This window comes from Alteribacter lacisalsi (assembly GCF_003226345.1).
Classification (GTDB): Bacteria; Bacillota; Bacilli; order Bacillales; family Salisediminibacteriaceae; genus Alteribacter; species Alteribacter lacisalsi.
Genome location: NZ_PDOF01000003.1, coordinates 178003 through 195984, shown reverse-complemented (window position 1 = coordinate 195984; position 17982 = coordinate 178003). Strand labels below are relative to the sequence as shown.

Sequence of the window (17982 nt, the reverse complement as noted above, 5' to 3'; positions counted from 1 at the left end):
TACATTGTGTAAAAATCTATGACTCTGGTATCTGCCGGAGGGGGAGCGGGACAACAGGAGGTGGATCTTGCTGTACCAAAAGTGTACATACAACCCGCTTTGGAGAGAAAAAAGGAGGAAACGTGTGTGAAAAACGGTATAAAGACAGGCTTCGCTATGGTTATGGCAATGCTGCTTCTGTTCTCGACTGTTTTTTCTATGGCAAATGTGCAAACGTTTGCACAAGGTCAGGACGCGACTGGAGATGACAATCAGGTGTACACAAAAGTAACGATTCACTTTGCACCTGAAGATGATGATACAAGAGACTGGAACCTCTGGGTATGGGGTGAAGGTGAAGAAGGTGCTGTGCATCACTTTACTGGAGAAGATGCATTCGGCAAAGTGGCCGAAGTGGAACTTGAAGGGGCACACAATAATATCGGCTTCATCATCCGGACGGACGGATGGGAGGACCGGGCTCACGACGGCGACCTCTGGATTGAGGACATCCGTGATGAAGCAAATGAAGAGGTATGGGTTGAGTATGGAAGTTCGACCGTGCATTACGAGCCGCCATACGGCGAGTACCGTGAATTTCCGGAATTTGATGAAATTGATGTGACACTGAACTACTACCGTTACGACGGAAACTACGAGGGCTGGAACCTGTGGACATGGGCTGATGGTGCCGATGGAACATCCATTGATTTCACAGAGGAAACAGACTTTGGCGTGCAGGCAAATTACACGCTGTCCGATCTTGATGATGCGAGCGAAGTCGGTTTTATCGTAAGACGGAGTACAGAAGACGATGACTGGGCTGAACAGGAGTTTGGCGACCGTTACATCCGCTGGATTGAGGAGGACGGATCGGTGGAAGTCTGGATTGCCCAGGGTCAGAAGCGGGTGTTTTACGATACCCGCTACATTGACAGCACGCCGCGTGTAGTCAGAAACTCCATTGAAAAAATGGACGAAATTGTGTACGAAACAAACTTCCCTTTTCCCCTCGAAAACCACGGAATCGAGCTGTTCGAACGTGAAACAGATGAAGACGGGGAAGAGACGCTGACGGAGGTGCCGATTGAAGAGGTCGCACCTTATGACGGTGAGTCGTTCGACCAGACAAACAAAGTCCGCATTCAGACAGAAGAGGAACTTGACCTCACGTCTGTGTACGTGATCGACAACCCGGGATTCAGCCGCTCAACGGTGACAACCGGTGCGGTGGTGAGAACGGACGGCTTTGATGAAATGTATTTCTATGACGGAGACGATCTTGGAAATACGTATTCCGAAGACGGGACCGATTTCCGTGTATGGGCCCCAACGGCAAGTGAAGCCAAACTGGTGACGTACACGATGGACGATTTTGACTGGGACAATAACCAATGGAATAACGGAACCGAATACCCGATGGATGCTGCTGAGAGCGGCACGTGGACCGGCCACCTTGAAGGGGACCAGCACGGAACGTTCTACACATACAAGGTGAAAATCGGTGATAACTGGAACGAAGCGGTCGATCCGTACGTCCGATCTGTAGGGATCAACGGTGACGTCGGCGCTGTCGTTGACCTGGACCGCACAAATCCGGAAGGCTGGCACGAGCACGAAACGCCGGATCTTGATAAACGGACCGATGCTATTATCTACGAGCTTCACGTCCGGGACCTTTCCATTCATCCTGAAAGCGGCATTGAAGAGAAAGGTAAATATCTTGGTGTGACCGAGGAAGGAACGCGCTACACCGATGAAGACGGGAACGAGTTCAACACCGGTCTGGACCACATTAAGGACATGGGTGTTACCCACGTTCAGTTCCTTCCGATTTACAGCTACAATTCGATCGACGAAAGACGCCTTGACGAGCCGCAGTTCAACTGGGGTTACGATCCGAAAAACTTTAACGCACCGGAAGGCTCGTATTCTACCGACCCGACAGATCCGGTTGCGAGAGTAAAAGAATTGAAGACGATGATTCAGACGCTTCATGAAAACGATCTCCGGGTCATTATGGACGTCGTGTACAACCATATGTACGCCGTTGGACCATCAAACTTTAATCAGCTCGTACCGGGCTATTACTACCGCTACAACGAAGACGGCTCCCTTGCCAACGGAACCGGAGTCGGAAACGACACGGCGTCAGAGCGGAAGATGATGAATAAATTCATCACTGATTCGGTGGAGTACTGGGCAGATGAGTACCGCCTTGACGGCTACCGCTTTGACCTGATGGGCATTCACGATGTGGACACGATGAACGATGTGAGAAGCGTGGTGGATGAAATCGATGAAAACTTCATCGTTCTCGGTGAAGGCTGGGATTTGAATACACCGATCCCGGATGAGGATAAAGCGAACCAGAATAATGCAAGTCAGATGCCGCGAATCGGTCATTTTAATGACCATATCCGTGACGCCCTGAAAGGACACGTTTTTGACGAGCAGAGCCGCGGGTTTGTGAGCGGTCTTGAAGGTCAGGAAACAGGTATTCAGGAAGGGATTGCCGGCGGTATTGATTATAGCGATGCCATCAATTCCTTTACCGATGAGCCTGAGCAGGCGATCACGTACGTGGAATCCCACGACAACCATACACTGTGGGACAAGCTTGAGATCAGCGTGCCGGACGACGATGAGGAAACACGCATCCAGCGCCACCGTCTGGCTCAGTCGATTGTCCTGACTTCACAGGGCATCCCGTTTGTTCATGCCGGACTGGAGTTTATGAGAACGAAGGACGGACATCCGAACAGCTATGAAGCGCCGGATGAGATCAACCGTCTGGACTGGGAAAGACGAGCAGAATTTGATGAGCACGTGGAATATACAAAAGGTCTGATCGAGCTTCGTCACGCCAACCCTGCTCTGCGTATGGATACAGCTGACGAAATCCGCGAACGCCTTGTGTTCCATGAAGGCTCTGATGATATCGTAAGCTTCAGCATTTTTGATGACTACAGCGATCAGGAAAAATATCTGTTTGTTGCCCATAACGGCAATTTGGAAGAGCGCACCGTACAGCTTCCGGCAGACAGCGAGTGGCGCGTTCTTGTAGACGGGGTAACAGCCGGAACAGATGTGCTCGACACAATCGACGGCCAGGAAGTGACCGTGCCGGCTCTGAGCTCTGTTGTTCTTGAAACAGACGCGGAATTTGCCGACGGCAGCCGGATCTCCGGTGAAAACCGCTACGAAACGGCAGTGGAAGTGTCCAAAGCCGGGTGGAACATTGCAGACACAATCGTCATCGCATCAGGAACGGATTTCCCGGATGCCCTTGCAGGCGCACCGCTTGCGTATGAACTGGACGCACCGATCCTCCTTGCAGGAAGTGGTGACGAGCTGCCGGCTGTCACAGCAGCGGAAGCCGACCGTCTTGGAGCAGAGCATGCGGTCATCCTCGGTGGTAACGCCGCTGTTTCCGAAGGCGTAGAAGCCCAGCTCGAATCTCTTGGGCTGACTGTTGAGCGAATTGCCGGTGAGAATCGTTACGACACAGCGGCAAGAATCTCTGATCGTCTTGAAAATCGGGGAGATAAAACGTTCCTTGTGAGAGCAAACGACTATCCGGATGCCCTCACGGCTGCTTCATTTGCTGCGCAGAACGGCTACCCGATTCTGCTTTCAGGCAGCTACAGCATTGATAATCAGACATGGCGGGCCCTTGGCGGCGGAAGCGAAGTTTTCGTCATCGGCGGAGAAAGTGTAATCAGTGAAGATGTGGTGGAACGCATTGACCGCGTCAGCCGCTACACGGCCACACGGATTGCCGGTGAAAACCGCTACGACACGTCACGTGAAGTGATCGATCACTTCAATCCGCGGATGCAGGAAGTGTACGTTTCAAGCGGTGTGAACTTCCCGGATGCCCTGACAGGCTCTGTTCTTGCAGCCAAAGAAGGAAAACCGGTTGTTCTTGCCGGAAGCACACGTGTAAACGAAGCAACAGAAGCGATCTTTACTGAAAACAACGTAAGAGGATTTAACGTGATCGGCGGCCCGGCTGCTGTATCAGATGACGTTGTGAATACCCTGCTTCAGGCAATTGAGTAAACAGTAGTAAAACAAGTTTATATAACAGGAAAAGGCGCCGTTCCCGGCAGCGGCAGGCGTGCCGCATGACGGTCGGGAACAGGCTGTCCTTTCGGTTTGGATATGAAATTAAAGGAGGAAATCCTGTATGTTTAAACGCACCTTTGCGTTAACGATGGCCTTTGTCCTCGTGTTCACCCTTTTCGCAGGAAGTCTTGGCCCGGTGCAGACCGCATCAGCCGATGACCGCGTATATGACGATGTGGTTGTCCGCGGAAGCGTGGCACCACTTGACTGGAGTTCCAACAACAACCCGCTTACATTCAATGAAGATGAAAGCGTGTGGGTGAGCGAGCCGATGCACTTTGAAGGCGGCCAGGAAATTGAGTACAAATTTGTAATGGACGGTACGTGGATGGAAGGGGCAAACCTTCGCTTTACCCCGCCTCAGACAGCCGAGTACCAGTTCGTTTTTCATCCGAACGACGAGCGCAGAGTGGATGTGCGGATTGCGACGGAATTTGACGCGGAACTGACGCTCATCCTTAATGTACCGGAAGGCACGCCGGAGTGGGTAACACCAACGGTTGCCTCCAACCTGAACGGCTACAATTACGAAGTGACACCGATGGTTGAAACTGACGGACAGTATACGCTTACGCTCGGCGGTGAGGAAGGGGACGAACTCTCCTATTTCTACGGTCTTGGCGATGATAAATTCAGAGAAATCCGTGACGAAGCCCGTACGGCAGAGTTTACAGCCGATGGGGCCGTTTATGAGGACACGGTAACGGAGTGGACGGCAGTCCCGATCGCACAGAGCGTGCACCATGACTTCAACCACGACCCGTTTGTTCCTGAAGCTGATGACGATGTGACTGTTACGGCAACAGTGGAACATTACGGTGATGTGGATGATGCCGCTGCCTACTTTACAGCAGACGGCACGTCACCTGACGGCGCACGCGGTGAAGCGGTCAACGGCCAGGCGGTTGACCTGACGCTCACCGGGTCTGAAGAGGATGAAGATACGGGAAGAATAACCAGCACGTTTGAAGGTGACATCCCGGCACAGAGCAACGGCACACCGGTAAAATACAAAATCGATGTGTGGTCCGACGAGCTGCCCGGCTCACAGTTTGCTGACAATAACAGCATAGAAGCTGCCGGAGCAACGGAATTTGCCTATTATGTAGATGACTTCACGTCACCTGAATGGGCGAAAAACGCCATCATCTATCATATCTTTGTTGACCGTTTTAAAGACGGCAACGAAGATAACAACTACGATACGGTAGACCCGGACGATGTCGGCCTTGAAGAAGCTCTGAAGAGCTGGATGGGCGGCGACATTGACGGGATACTTGAGAAAATTGACTATCTTGACGATCTCGGTGTGGATACACTGTGGCTGAGCCCGGTATTTGAAGGTCCTTACTCCCACGGCTACCATCCTGAAAGCTTTTTTGATATTGATCGCAACTTCGGCTCCGAAGAGACGCTCGTTGAGCTGATCGATGAGGCGCATGACCGGGACATGAAAGTCATTTACGACATGGTGCCAAACCACACATCCGACAAGCATCCGTACTTCCAGGATGCTCTTGAAAACGGAGCAGACAGCGACTATTACAACTGGTATACGTTCTACGAGGACGGCTCGTACGACAGCTTTTACGGCATTGCCGAGCTGCCTGAACTGAACAACGACAACCAGGAAACGCGGGACTACATGCTTGAGGAAGTCGTTCCTTACTGGATCGAGGAAATCGGCTTCGACGGCTACCGTCTTGACTATGTAAAAGGCCCGAGCTACAGCTTCTGGGTGGATTTCCGTCATGCGGTACAGCAGCTTGACGGGGACGTCTATACGTTCGGTGAGATCTGGGACGATCGTGACAAGATCAACTCCTACAGCGGAAAACTGGACGGAGCTCTTGATTTCGGCTTCCACGACTCCTTTAAAAACGCCTTTGCCTACGGCGGGGGAATGAATGACATTAACAACACGATTATTGCTAACGAATCGGTTTACCATCCTGAATACATCATGACATCATTTCTGGATAACCATGATGTACCGAGATTTTTCTTTGAAATCGATGAAGACGAAGCCCTTCTGAAAATGGCGTCCACCATGCAGTTTGCCCTTCCGGGTTCTCCTGTGATCTATTACGGGACGGAAGTGGGACTGTCCCAGAGTGCGGACCATAATGATTACGACGAGTGGCAGGACCGCTGGTACCGTGAAATGATGCCTTGGGATGAGGAAGACCAGAATCTTGATCTTCTTGCCCATTACCAGGACATTATTGAACTCCGTCAGAACCATGATGTACTTACTGATGGCTCCTACCAGCCGCTTTATGTAAATAATGATGTTCTTGCTTTTGAGCGTAAAAACGATGACGAGCAGATGATGGTCGTCGCGAACAAAGGCGGCAGTGTCACGCTTGATGTAGCAGAGATGTACAATCAGATGGAAATTGAAGACGTGACGCTCACTAACGTCTTTGACAGTTCTGATGTGCACGAAACATCAGGAGGAACGATTGAACTGCCGGCAGGCGAAAGGGATTTCGCTATATATGCCGTGTCAGGTGAACTCATGTATGAAGACGATCCGGTGGATGAAGACCGCAAGTACCAGGAGGTTGTTCTCCGAGGTGAGGATCCTTTCAGCTGGGATGGTTCTGACGACCCGCTGACATGGGATGAGGACGAAAAAGTGTGGAAGTCCGAACCTATTACACTTACAGGAGGAGAGCCGATCGAATTCAAGTATGTGATGGACGGGGAATGGCTTGACGGAGATAATCTCGTCTTCACACCAGAGGAAGACGGAAGCTATGTGTTCCATTTCCACCCTCATGATGAGCGCCGCGTGGATGTGCAATTCTATGACGAGCGTAAAGTATATGAGGAAGTGCTTCTTCGTGGCTCTGACCCCCTCAGCTGGGAAGGAAGCGATCATCCGCTTGAGTATGACAGCGGAGAAGGTGTGTGGAAATCCGATCACGTTTCCCTTACGGAAGGGGAGCAGGTTGAATTTAAGTTTGTGATGGACGGGGAATGGCTTGAAGGTGACAACCTGACCTTCACACCTGAATCAGGCGGCGACCATATCTTTGTATTTGATGCCCTTGAGCCTTATGAGGTGGATGTTCGTTTTGACGCTGTGGAAGTGGAGCGGATCTTCGGTGAGAACCGTTTTGAAACAGCTGTTGAAGTTTCAAAAACCGGCTGGGATGCTTCAGGAACGGTCGTTCTTGCCAGCGGCCACGATTTCCCGGATGCCCTTGCCGGCGGACCGCTTGCCTATGAGCATGATGCACCTGTGCTGCTTACGCACAGCGACCGTCTGACTGAGGTGACGGAGGAGGAAATTGTCCGTCTTGGCGCCCAGCATGCAGTCATTCTCGGCGGCACGATGGCCGTCGGTGAAGATGTGGCAGAGGCTCTCGAAGCCCACGGCATCGCAGTGGACCGGATCGGCGGGGAAAACCGCTATGAAACGGCAGAACTGATTGCCCATGAGCTTGAGACATCCACCACAACTGCCTTTATCGCGAGCGGTTCGGATTATCCGGATGCCCTGTCAGCGGCACCTTATGCAGCAGGCAACGGCAGCCCGATCCTTCTGACCCGTAAGGATGAAGTACCTGCAGAGACGTGGAGAGGACTTGCAGGCAAGTTTAATCTTTATGTAATCGGCGGAGAAAATGTGATCAGCGAGGCGGCGTTCCGTCAGTTTGATTCCGGCTTCTGGCGTACTGCCACACGTGTTGCCGGTGAAAACCGCTACGACACGTCCAGAGAAGTGGTCAGCTACTTCGATCAGGGAAGCGACCGCGCATTTGTGGCAACAGGCCGGGAATTTGCCGACAGCCTGACCGGTTCGGTACTGGCTGCCAAACACGAAGCACCGATGCTTCTTGTGAGCCGGGACTACCTGCCGGAACCAATCGAACAACTGCTTGATGAGAAGAACTTCAGACACTTCAGCGTCCTGGGCGGCGAAAATGCCATCTCCCAGAGCGTCCTCGAGCAGCTGCAGTAGAATGCCAAGTGGGTGTGAAGTGGGGACGGTTCTCACGTGACATTTGTTAACTGGGGACGGTTCTCGTGTAACATTCTTGCGTTTGAACTAAAGAAAGAGGCGGACTTAGCTTAACCGATTTACTTTTGTACCACACCGTCAATCAAAGCTGAATCACTCAATATTGTAAATTCACAGTGTAAAACACGATGAAAAAGAGGCGCGAAGGAGAGTTCTTCGCGTCTCTTTTTTGCTTTTTCTTGTTGAACTGAAGCACAGAAAATCGAAGTTCGGTCTCTCATGCTCTAATCATGTATGCTGGCTGTTATTTTAGTTATATACACTATATGAGAGCTGAGTAGCCACAGACCATATATTTTCCGCAAAGTCTTTAAAACTTCCTCGTTTGTCGGGATCACCTTCTTTTGTATTTGGTTTTTCCAAGGAGGTGCAGCCTAAACGAATAGCGTTCTCAAAAACCTCATCCACGTCAGGCACATAAACATGGAGCAGGTGACTCGCAGGTGGAAAGTGCTCTGAAGCGTCTCCGATCATATTGACTGAATCATCAATTTGAAGTTCTGCATGCAAAACGAGCCATCAGGTATATCATAGCTGCGCAGGTGTTTCGCGTTAAATAAATTTACTAGCAGATCAATCATATCCTGGGCGCCATTCACTACTAAATAGGGCGACACGGAATTAAAACCACTCGGTTTATACGGGCGGTTCATAGCCATTACCTCCAGATAAATGTCAGGTTAGTAACAGGAAAAGGTGGGCAGCGCTTAAACAGTATAACGACGGTTCCAGCTGTCTGGGAAAGGGATCTTATTTCCATAGCCATAACGAATCAGCTGACCATGATGCTGCACCTCATGCTCCAGTAAATCAATCAGCAGATCCAACTTCATATCACTCACAGGCGTTTCCTGCAGGAACTGCTCCGTCTGTGTGCGTGTTGTTTCCAAACTGCTGATAATCAGAGTTTTATCAAGATGATCATTCAGGCTGCATTCAAAACCGGCCCATTCACCCTTCACTAAAGCCTTCAAGTAACTTTCTCTAGCACCAATGATACAATATGCCTGTTCTCCAATTGTATTTGAAGGTACATCAGGAATTTTCAACGATAAAGTATCCTCATTCAGAAACTCATAAAAATCAGATGTTAATGACATAGCCTTCAGAATTCTTTGTTTAAGGATCTCCATTTGCTCATCCTCCATTTTTTCTGCTTAAAGTAATAATACGCTTTTACATTCTATCATCTGGAAAATGGGATCCTTTTAAAGATATCATAAATAATCACCTTTAAATGCAAAGGGAGAACCGTCCCCGCTTAACAAACCCCCTCTCAACAAAAAGAATGCCCTGCATGAGCAGGGCATCGATAATTTTAAGCTATTGATTCTGACTGCCGGCTTCTCCGGTCTCACCGGCTGCTTCGCCCTCCGAATCCTCTTCTGATTGTTCAGCAGCAGCTTCCTCGAGTTCAAGATGAACACGGAGTCTGGTTGAAATTTCAGCGAGGGAATCTTCGTTTACCTGATAATAATAGACACCGTCGATCGTGTTGTCGGTTCCTTTAAAGCTGAGAGACTCAATCGTGTCGAGGCTGTCAGAGTAGGAATGAAAACCGACGAGATCCGAGAAGCTCAGATTCGTTTTCATATGATCTTCCACACTGTCCATGACATCGCCGTAACGGGTGATCGAACTCAGGCTTGCAGCCTCACGGATGAGTGCTTCGATTACTTCCTTCTGCCGCTCTCCCCGGGCCAGATCGCTGTCAAACCGGCGCGTCCGTACGAAAGCGAGAGCTTCCTCACCCATCAGGTTCTGCGTACCTTCCTCAACCGTAATCTCGCCCTGGTTGTCTTCACTGTCGATTTCCGTAAAGGAGAATGGAACTTCTACTTCGACTCCGCCGAACGCATCAATTATCTCCATGAATGCCGTGAAATTAATTGTCGCAAAGTAATCGACCGGTACCTGGAGAAAATTTTCCACCGTGTCGATCGTCATATCCACACCGCCAAAGGCATGGGCATGGTTAATTTTATCCTGCGTCCCTCTGCCGACAATTTCAACACGTGAGTCACGGGGAATGTTCAGCATTTTCACCGTACCTTCGTTCGGATTGAATGTGGCAAGCACCATCGCATCGGACAGCCCCCTCAGGTTGCTGTCACGGCTGTCGATGCCGAGAAACAGAACAGACACGGGGTCACTGCTGAGTGAAACTTCTTCTTCCCGGTACTCCGAGTGGCTTCCACGTTCGAGTTCAAGCTGCGTATTGGATGTAACCGTATTGATCTGATTAATTATATATGCGGCGCCAAGCCCTGCAAAAACCAGCAGAATAGCCATTGTAACCAGCGTGAATTTCATAAAGCGTCTGAATTTCGACTTGCTTCGTTTCTGTTTGCGCATTTCTCTTCTTGATACTGACAAGTTATGCCTCACCTCGATAAATTAATTAATCCTAACGTCCTGGTTAGAGGCAAAAATAGACAAAATACATTCTCTAACTCTTTTATTGTATATGAAAAAGAACCAAGGGTAAATAGTGCGAAAATTAACACGGAGAGGTTTCCTGTGTTTCCAAAGTTTGATATAAATGAAGATAGTGAGAAAAGAGGGGGATTTTATGAGAAATTCGTTTTATTTGATGCTTGTTGTCTTTCTGCTCGGCAGTATCGCACTGCCTGCTCAGACAGAAGCAGGGGAGAACGGGGAACCGGTGGTAACGGTTGAACTGATCAGAGACCTGTCAGGTGCTTCCCAGGCAAACTTTACTCTGAATGGCGGCTACACTTTTCCTGAAGCCCATGAAGACATGTTTGACGGACTTTCTGCTTTTACGCTGAAAGCAGAAAGCGGGGCTGTCGCTCTTTATGAAGGGAACCAGAAAAGAGGGGAGCTCGGCAGCAGCATTACGATTTCGCCGGAAGCCCGCGCAAATCTAATGGGTGTGAACCAGAGGCAGTATCACGGTTCCATGACAATTCAGGCAAACTCAAACGGATCACTTTCTTTTTACAATGATGTGTATCTTGAAGACTACGTCAAAGGGGTTGTGCCTTTTGAAATGCCGGCAGGATGGCATGAAGAGGCGCTGAAAGCACAGAGTATCGCTGCAAGGACCTATGTGGCCACCCACAACTACAGCGTAGTGGACACCGTCAGCCACCAGGTTTACGGAGGTTATGATCCAACTAGACTTCCGGGAAAAATTAACGAGGTTGTCAATGCTACAGCCGGAGAGGTTCTCACCTACAACGGAAACCTCGCACAGACGTTTTATTCTTCCAGTAACGGCGGTCACACAGAATCCAACACAGGCGCATGGGGAAGCCCGCAGATTCCGTACCTTCAGGCAGTGGAAGATCCATATGACCCGCAGATCGCCTGGGGAACCTCGTTTCAGGCAAAACAGCTAAACCTCGATCAAGTGGACCGGTTTGATCCGGACGCGTGGTGGAATGACATTGAAGAGGACAATCCCGCTTTGTCAAACCGCATCGCATCCTATATGAAAAATCAGCCAACGGTGCCGTCCCAGTCTGATATTAAGGTCGTATCTGTAAATGATCTCGGCTTTTCACCAGAGCGCACAGACGGTGGTCGTGTTGTAAACAGTTACATGAGTGTGGACTATATCGAAAAAGCTGCTGACGGCTACGTCCTGAACAGCGACGGCTCCATCCGTGTCCAGACGTTTGAAACGAGCCAGATTGCAGGTTCCGCTATGAGAACCATGATTGGTCTCAGCGATATGCGGACACTGCTCGTCGACAGCGTTACAGCACCTTCATCTGTTGAAACTACTCGTGTGAGCGGCGAAAACAGAATACAGACGGCCGTGAAAGTTTCAAAGAATCTTTATCCGGACGGCTTCCCGGTAAACCACGAAAAGAAAACCGTCTTTGTTTCCACTTCTGCTGAATTTGCTGATGCGCTCTCAGCTGGGCCGCTGGCAAAACAGGAAGGCAACGCACCAATCCTCCTTAATTCCAGTGACCGTCTCCGTACGGAAGTAAAAAAGGAGATCGAACGTCTCGGTGCCGAACGGATCGTGATTCTCGGCGGGGAGCAGGCCATTTCCGAAGAGGTTGCAGCAGAAATGGGCGGGCTGCAGGGAAACCCGTCAGTTGATCGAATTGCGGGTGAAAACCGTTACGTCACAAACCAGCTGATCAACAGCGAACTGGAGAGCGTTAACGGCGTATTTGTGGCTTCCGGCTCTGATTTTGCCGATGCGCTCGGATCGGCTCCCGTAGCTTCCATTAATAACTGGGCAATCGTACTCACTTCTTCCGGTACGCTGAGAGGGGAAACGCAGATCCAGATCGAACAGACAAGCCAGCTCCCGCTGAAGCTTCTTGGAGGAAGCAGTGCGATCAGTGAAAATGTATTTAATGAAGTAAAAGGGATTAACAGTTCCGCTGAACGTCTTGGCGGTGAAAACCGCTATGAAACACTGGCACTTGTGTTAAATGAATTTAAAGATGACTTTAATCAGGAAGAACTTCTTGTTTCCACAGGACGAAACTTCCCTGATGCCCTGACGGCTGCCACGCTGTCCGGAAAAACCGGTGCGCCGCTTGTACTCACAGGAAGCACCCTTCATGATTCCACGAAAGACTTTACCGGAAACCTTGAAGATGTGAGTCAGCTTACGGTTCTCGGCGGCACTGCAGCGGTACCGGAAACGATAACCGATGAAATAGAAGAAATTCTCGGTGCCCGGATCACATCTATTACTCTTACAGGCTATGGATTCGGACATGGGGTGGGAATGAGCCAGTACGGTGCCCGGGAACGAGCGAACGCCGGTCATACGTACAATCAGATCATCGCATTCTATTATCAGGGAACACAGCTGACAGATCTCTATTAAACTGAAAGATCCAACGTACACATCTCAAATCAGGCTGCACAGCGCAGCCTGATTTCTTTGTCTGGAAAAGGAAAATCAAGTCGAACTTGGAAAGAAATTATTCTATATTAAAATATTAGTAATTCATTGACAAGTTTTTCATAATTGTGTTTAATGAAACTATGGAAAAAGTCCCAATTTCGATAATATTCTTATAATTCGAAGTGAGGACTTTCCCTTAATCGACACTCTGACTCGAACAAAATGAGAAAAGGTGGTGACTTTTTTCTTAGATTCTCGTAAATTGTGAAAATTTGAAAGGGGATAGGACTTTGAAAGGTAGAAAAAGCAAACAGATTTTCAGCGTAATGATGGCTGTTCTTCTTCTGTTCTCAAACTTTGCATTCATGGGTGGACAGGCTCAGGCAGAAGGCGGTCTCGGACTTCAGGATAAACAGGAAGGCCCTTACGATGACAACTTAGGTGAACTTGATGTAACGAATGCGGCGGATGAATATTTCGCGGAAGACGATGAAGTAAGGGTTATTGTAGAAGTGAGCGAGCCTGCGATCCAGACAGCGATCAGCAGCGGCGTAAGCTTCTCTGATCTTCCTGAATCCGAGCAGATTGCTCTTCATGAGAATGCTCTCGCAACTCAGGAAGCAGTAAAATCCGAAATCAGCTCAACAAGTGTTGATATCGAGTATTTTGAAAGCTTCACAACTGTTGTCAATGGGTTTAGTGCAGCAGTTAAATACGGTGACATTGATCGCTTACATAGATTGAGCGGTGTTGAGAGTGTCGAAATCGTAAACGAATACGAGCGTCCGGAAATGCAGCCGGAAATGGTAACAAGTAAGGAAATGATCCGTGCCTACTCAACGTGGGATAACTTCGGTTACGACGGTGAAGGTATGGTTATCGGGATCATTGACAGTGGGATTGACCCATGGCACCAGGATATGGTCCTGAGTGAAGGCAACGAGTTCAAGATTGATGAAGAGCTTGTTGAATCGCTCGACATACCAGGGATCTGGTTCAGTGATAAAGTTCCTTACGGTTACAACTACATCGATCACAGCAACGAAGTCCTTGAAGTGCCACGCGGCAGCAGCCATGGTATGCACGTTGCAGGTACTGCAGGTGCTAACGGCGATGAAGACAACGGCGGAATCAAAGGGGTAGCCCCTGAAGCCCAGCTTCTTGGTCTTAAAGTATTCTCAAACGACCCGCTGATTCCAACGACGTATGGTGATATTTACGTTGCAGCACTTGATGACGCCATCAAGCTTGGTGTTGACGTACTTAACCTCAGCCTTGGTTCAACAGCCGGTTTTGTAAACCCTGACAACCATGAGCAGAAAGCAGTTATGCGTGCGAAAGAAAGCGGCGTTGCCGTAACGATTTCCGCAGGTAACTCTGCCCACTTCGGTAACGGGTTCTCATGGCCATTGGCTTCCAACCCGGATATCGGTGTAACAGGTGCACCATCTGTTTCCGAAGCTTCCACTGGTGTTGCTTCAAGTGAAAACACTTACCTTCAGATGGAGGCAATGAACTACGTTGCCGGCGAAGATGAAGGTGTGATTCCATTCCTGCTTGCAAACGACTACGAGCCGAGCGAAGTACTCGACGGCGACCTTGAAGTTGTTTATGCAGGTTACGGCGGTCCTTCACGTGATGACAACGCGTATCCGGTAGATGACTTTGCCGACATTGACGTTGAAGGAAAAGTTGCGCTGATTGAGCGTGGACAGATTCCTTTTGTTGATAAAGCCCTCAACGCCCAGGAAGCTGGCGCAGCAGCGGTCATTATCTTCAATAACGCAAGCGGCTATATCGCAATGGCGTCAAGCGATGCGATTACAATCCCACAAATCGGGATCTCCCGTGCTGACGGTCACCTTCTCAGAGATGCTCTTGAAGCTGGAGAAGACGTAACAGTTGCCTTTGAAGGGGAAGAAGAGCTTGCTCCAAACCCTGATGCAGGCAAACTGTCCAACTTTACATCATGGGGTCTGACTCCAAACCTTGATTTCAAACCTGAAATTACAGCTCCAGGCGGTAACATCCTTTCCACGATCCAGGGTGGCGGATACGGTTTGATGAGTGGTACGTCTATGGCTGCCCCTCACGTAGCGGGCGGTAATGCGCTGATTCTTGAGCGTGTGGACACAGAATTCGGTTACGAAGGCTATGATCGTGTTCAGATGGCGAAAAACCTTCTTATGAACACAGCTGTACCGAAAGAAGACCTGGGACTTGTTAACACAGCATTTGGCTGGGAGCTTCCATACTCTCCAAGACGCCAGGGTGCTGGTGAAATGGATCTTCATGCTGCAAACGAAACGCCTGCTGCTGTTGTAGATCCTGAAACAGGCGAAGGTAAAGTGGCTCTTCGTCAGGTAAACGACGAAGTATCGTTCGACCTTGAGCTTCACAACTTCAGTGAAGACGAACTTACGTATGACCTTTCAGCTGTTCTTCAGACAGATTTTGTAGCCTACGGTGAACTCGGCTGGGAGCCGGACACGCTTGAGGCTATGCCTGTTGATAACGTAGACGTTTATACACATGTAAATGGAGACGCTGCTGACAGCCTGACTGTTGCCGGTAACGGTACAGCGACTGTTACAGTTGAATTCGATCTTTCCGATGCGATGCATTATGACCTTGCAACGGACTCCTATGTAGCAGTTGCCGATTCCTTCGAAAACGGCTACTTCATTGAAGGATTTGTTTCTTTCGAAGATCCTACTGATACAAACCCTGAGCTTTCTGTACCATTTGTCGGCTTCAATGGCGACTGGGGTGCGGTACCGATCTTTGACGAAGACGGATTCTATCAGCCGCTTTACGGTGTTGAGATCAACACACTGTTCGGTGCTGGATCCAAAAACTTTGACGGGTACCATGCATTCAACCCTGAGCTTGGTGACGTGTTCCCGATCATTACCCTTCTTCGTAATGCGAGAACAGTAGAATTCAACGTCCTGAGTGAAGATGAGGACAAATTGCGCACGATCCGTACACAGAACTATGTGCGCAAAAACTTCTACGACCGCGGTGCCGGCCAGCCGATCCATCAGTTCACTGCAGCTGCATGGGACGGTACAGTTTCAGGTAACCAGGTTGAAGATGGCGCTTACTACTACGAGCTTCGCGGAGTTGCGGATTTCCCTGGTGCTGAGTACCAGAGCTTCAAGATCCCGACGCTTGTAGACACAGTGGCGCCTGAAGTTGAAGCAAGCTTTGACGAAGACACCCACACCATCCACTGGACTGCAACAGACAGTGGAAGCGGCGTGAGCAGCTTTATTGTAACAATTAACGGTGAGCCTGTATCTGAACTGCCGATCCCGGCTGTAGAAGGTCAGGAAGAGTATTCTCTTGAAATCGACGGACTGCCAAACAGAGCAGACATCGAAGTTATGGCATTTGACTTTGCCGGTAATATGGATTCCGACGTGGTAGAAGGTCTAGGTGACAGAGACTCTCTTGCGCCGATCATCTACATTGACTCTCCGGATCTTCTCGCTGCTTATGCGACACATGATATTCCTGTAGCAGGATATATCGCCGGTGGAGCTGAACTTACAGAGTTTACTGTAAATGGTCAGGACATTGATGTAACTTACAACTCGACCGAACAGGTATACGAGTTTAACTCAACGGTTAACGTCGGCGAAGATGATGTGCACGATATCTTCTTCAAAGCCGTTGACGAAAACGACCGGGAATTCACACTGAACCGTCAAATTTTCGTCGATACAGAAGCACCTCACATTCATGTGGATGTTCCTGCGATTACCACTGCTGATTCTGTAACAATGGATCTTACACTTATGGACAACTTCGATGAGCTTCGTCTCTATGTTGACGACAGCGAAGTGTTCTTCCATGAGCTTGTGGCTCCATACGAAAAACGCGCACTCGAAGTTGATCTTGAGCACACTGTAAGCCTTAACCAGGGTGTAAACACGTTCGAACTTCGCGCGGTTGACATTGCCGGAAATGAAACAGTCGAGCATGTTTCCGTAAACAAAGTCGACGAAGCAGCTGATGCTGTGAACCGTCTGTACGGTGAAAACCGTCTTGAAACAGCTGTTGAAATTTCCCAGGCTGGATGGGATGCTGCTGACACTGTTGTGATCTCAAACTCCAACAGCTATGCTGACTCCATCACAGGTGCACCGCTTGCGTATCACTACGATGCTCCGGTTCTCCTGACTCGTACTAACGCGCTAAGCGCAGGTGTTCTTTCCGAGATCGACCGTCTTGGTGCAGACCATGCGATCGTTCTTGGCGGCGAAGCAGCGGTAGGTGCCGGTGTTATTGCACAGCTTGAAGCACAGGGACTTTCTGTGGATCGTATTGCCGGTGAAAACCGTTACGAGACTGCAGAAGAAATTGCTTACCATCTTGATCAGCACAGAGATATCGACAACGCTGTTGTTGTAAACCGCGGAAACTTCCCGGATGCCCTTTCCGTGGCACCTTTTGCAGCAGCACACGGCATGCCGATCCTTCTTGCTAACGAAGAACGTGTACCTGAGTCCACTCTTCGTATGATTAACCGCTTCAATGTGGATACAACATACGTAATTGGTGGAGAAACTGTACTCGGTGACGATGTATTCAACTCCCTTCCATCTGCACACCGTCTGAGCGGTGCAAACCGTTACGACACGAACGTGGAAGTACTGAACTACTTCGGAACTGATTCTGATGAAGTATTCGTAGCGACAGGCAGAAACTTTGCCGACGCTCTTGCAGGATCTTCTCTTGCAGCGAAGCACGGTGCAGGAATTGTTCTTGCAGGCGGAAGCCTGACTGCCGCAACAGAGAGCTACCTGTCTGATCTGAACTTCAACCAGGTAACGATCTTCGGTGGACCGCACGCCGTAAGCGAAGCTGTTGAAGCTGAGCTTGTTGCAATCGTCCAGGAAAAACTTCACTACTAAACTGCTAAAGAAAACAGTCCTGCCCCGGCGGCGGGGCTGTTTTTTTTTTGCGAATTATTTATCATTTTTTG

Annotated in this window: 6 protein-coding genes and 1 pseudogene; 5 read left to right on the top strand and 2 right to left on the bottom strand. The window is 49.5% G+C overall.

All coding sequences use genetic code 11. The features are described 5' to 3' along the window. Nucleotides 1-126: 126 nt before the first annotated feature. The 3 genes and pseudogenes from pulA to CR205_RS15945 all read left to right on the top strand — a co-directional run. Nucleotides 127-3135 (top strand): annotated as a pseudogene (gene pulA, locus CR205_RS15950) (type I pullulanase); the annotation flags it as partial. After that, a complete protein-coding gene (locus CR205_RS20875) occupies nucleotides 3112-4044 on the top strand; it encodes a cell wall-binding repeat-containing protein (RefSeq protein WP_407923583.1) in 933 nt (310 codons plus the stop codon). The pseudogene pulA and the gene CR205_RS20875, both read left to right, overlap by 24 nt. A 127-nt stretch (nucleotides 4045-4171) precedes the next feature. Then, complete coding sequence (locus CR205_RS15945; RefSeq protein WP_110521143.1) at nucleotides 4172-8083, top strand: alpha-amylase family glycosyl hydrolase; 3912 nt, start codon at nucleotides 4172-4174, stop codon at nucleotides 8081-8083. A gap of 767 nt (nucleotides 8084-8850) precedes the next feature. On the opposite strand, the gene CR205_RS15935 is transcribed toward CR205_RS15945, so the two are convergent. Beyond that, nucleotides 8851-9276: a hypothetical protein gene (locus tag CR205_RS15935; protein ID WP_110521142.1), complete on the bottom strand. Its 426-nt coding sequence runs from the start codon at nucleotides 9274-9276 to the stop codon at nucleotides 8851-8853. 190 nt (nucleotides 9277-9466) lie between these two features. Next, complete coding sequence (locus CR205_RS15930; RefSeq protein ID WP_236634865.1) at nucleotides 9467-10519, bottom strand: LCP family glycopolymer transferase; 1053 nt, start codon at nucleotides 10517-10519, stop codon at nucleotides 9467-9469. 196 nt (nucleotides 10520-10715) lie between these two features. Between CR205_RS15930 and CR205_RS15925 the strand changes: the two genes are divergently transcribed. Both CR205_RS15925 and CR205_RS20820 read left to right on the top strand, forming a co-directional pair. Next, on the top strand, nucleotides 10716-12968 hold the full coding sequence (locus CR205_RS15925; RefSeq protein WP_161524806.1) for a cell wall-binding repeat-containing protein: 2253 nt from the start codon (nucleotides 10716-10718) through the stop codon (nucleotides 12966-12968). A gap of 311 nt (nucleotides 12969-13279) precedes the next feature. Further along, nucleotides 13280-17911 carry a cell wall-binding repeat-containing protein gene (locus tag CR205_RS20820; RefSeq protein ID WP_110521140.1) on the top strand — a complete coding sequence of 1544 codons (4632 nt, stop codon included), beginning with the start codon at nucleotides 13280-13282 and terminating at the stop codon, nucleotides 17909-17911. Nucleotides 17912-17982 lie beyond the last annotated feature (71 nt).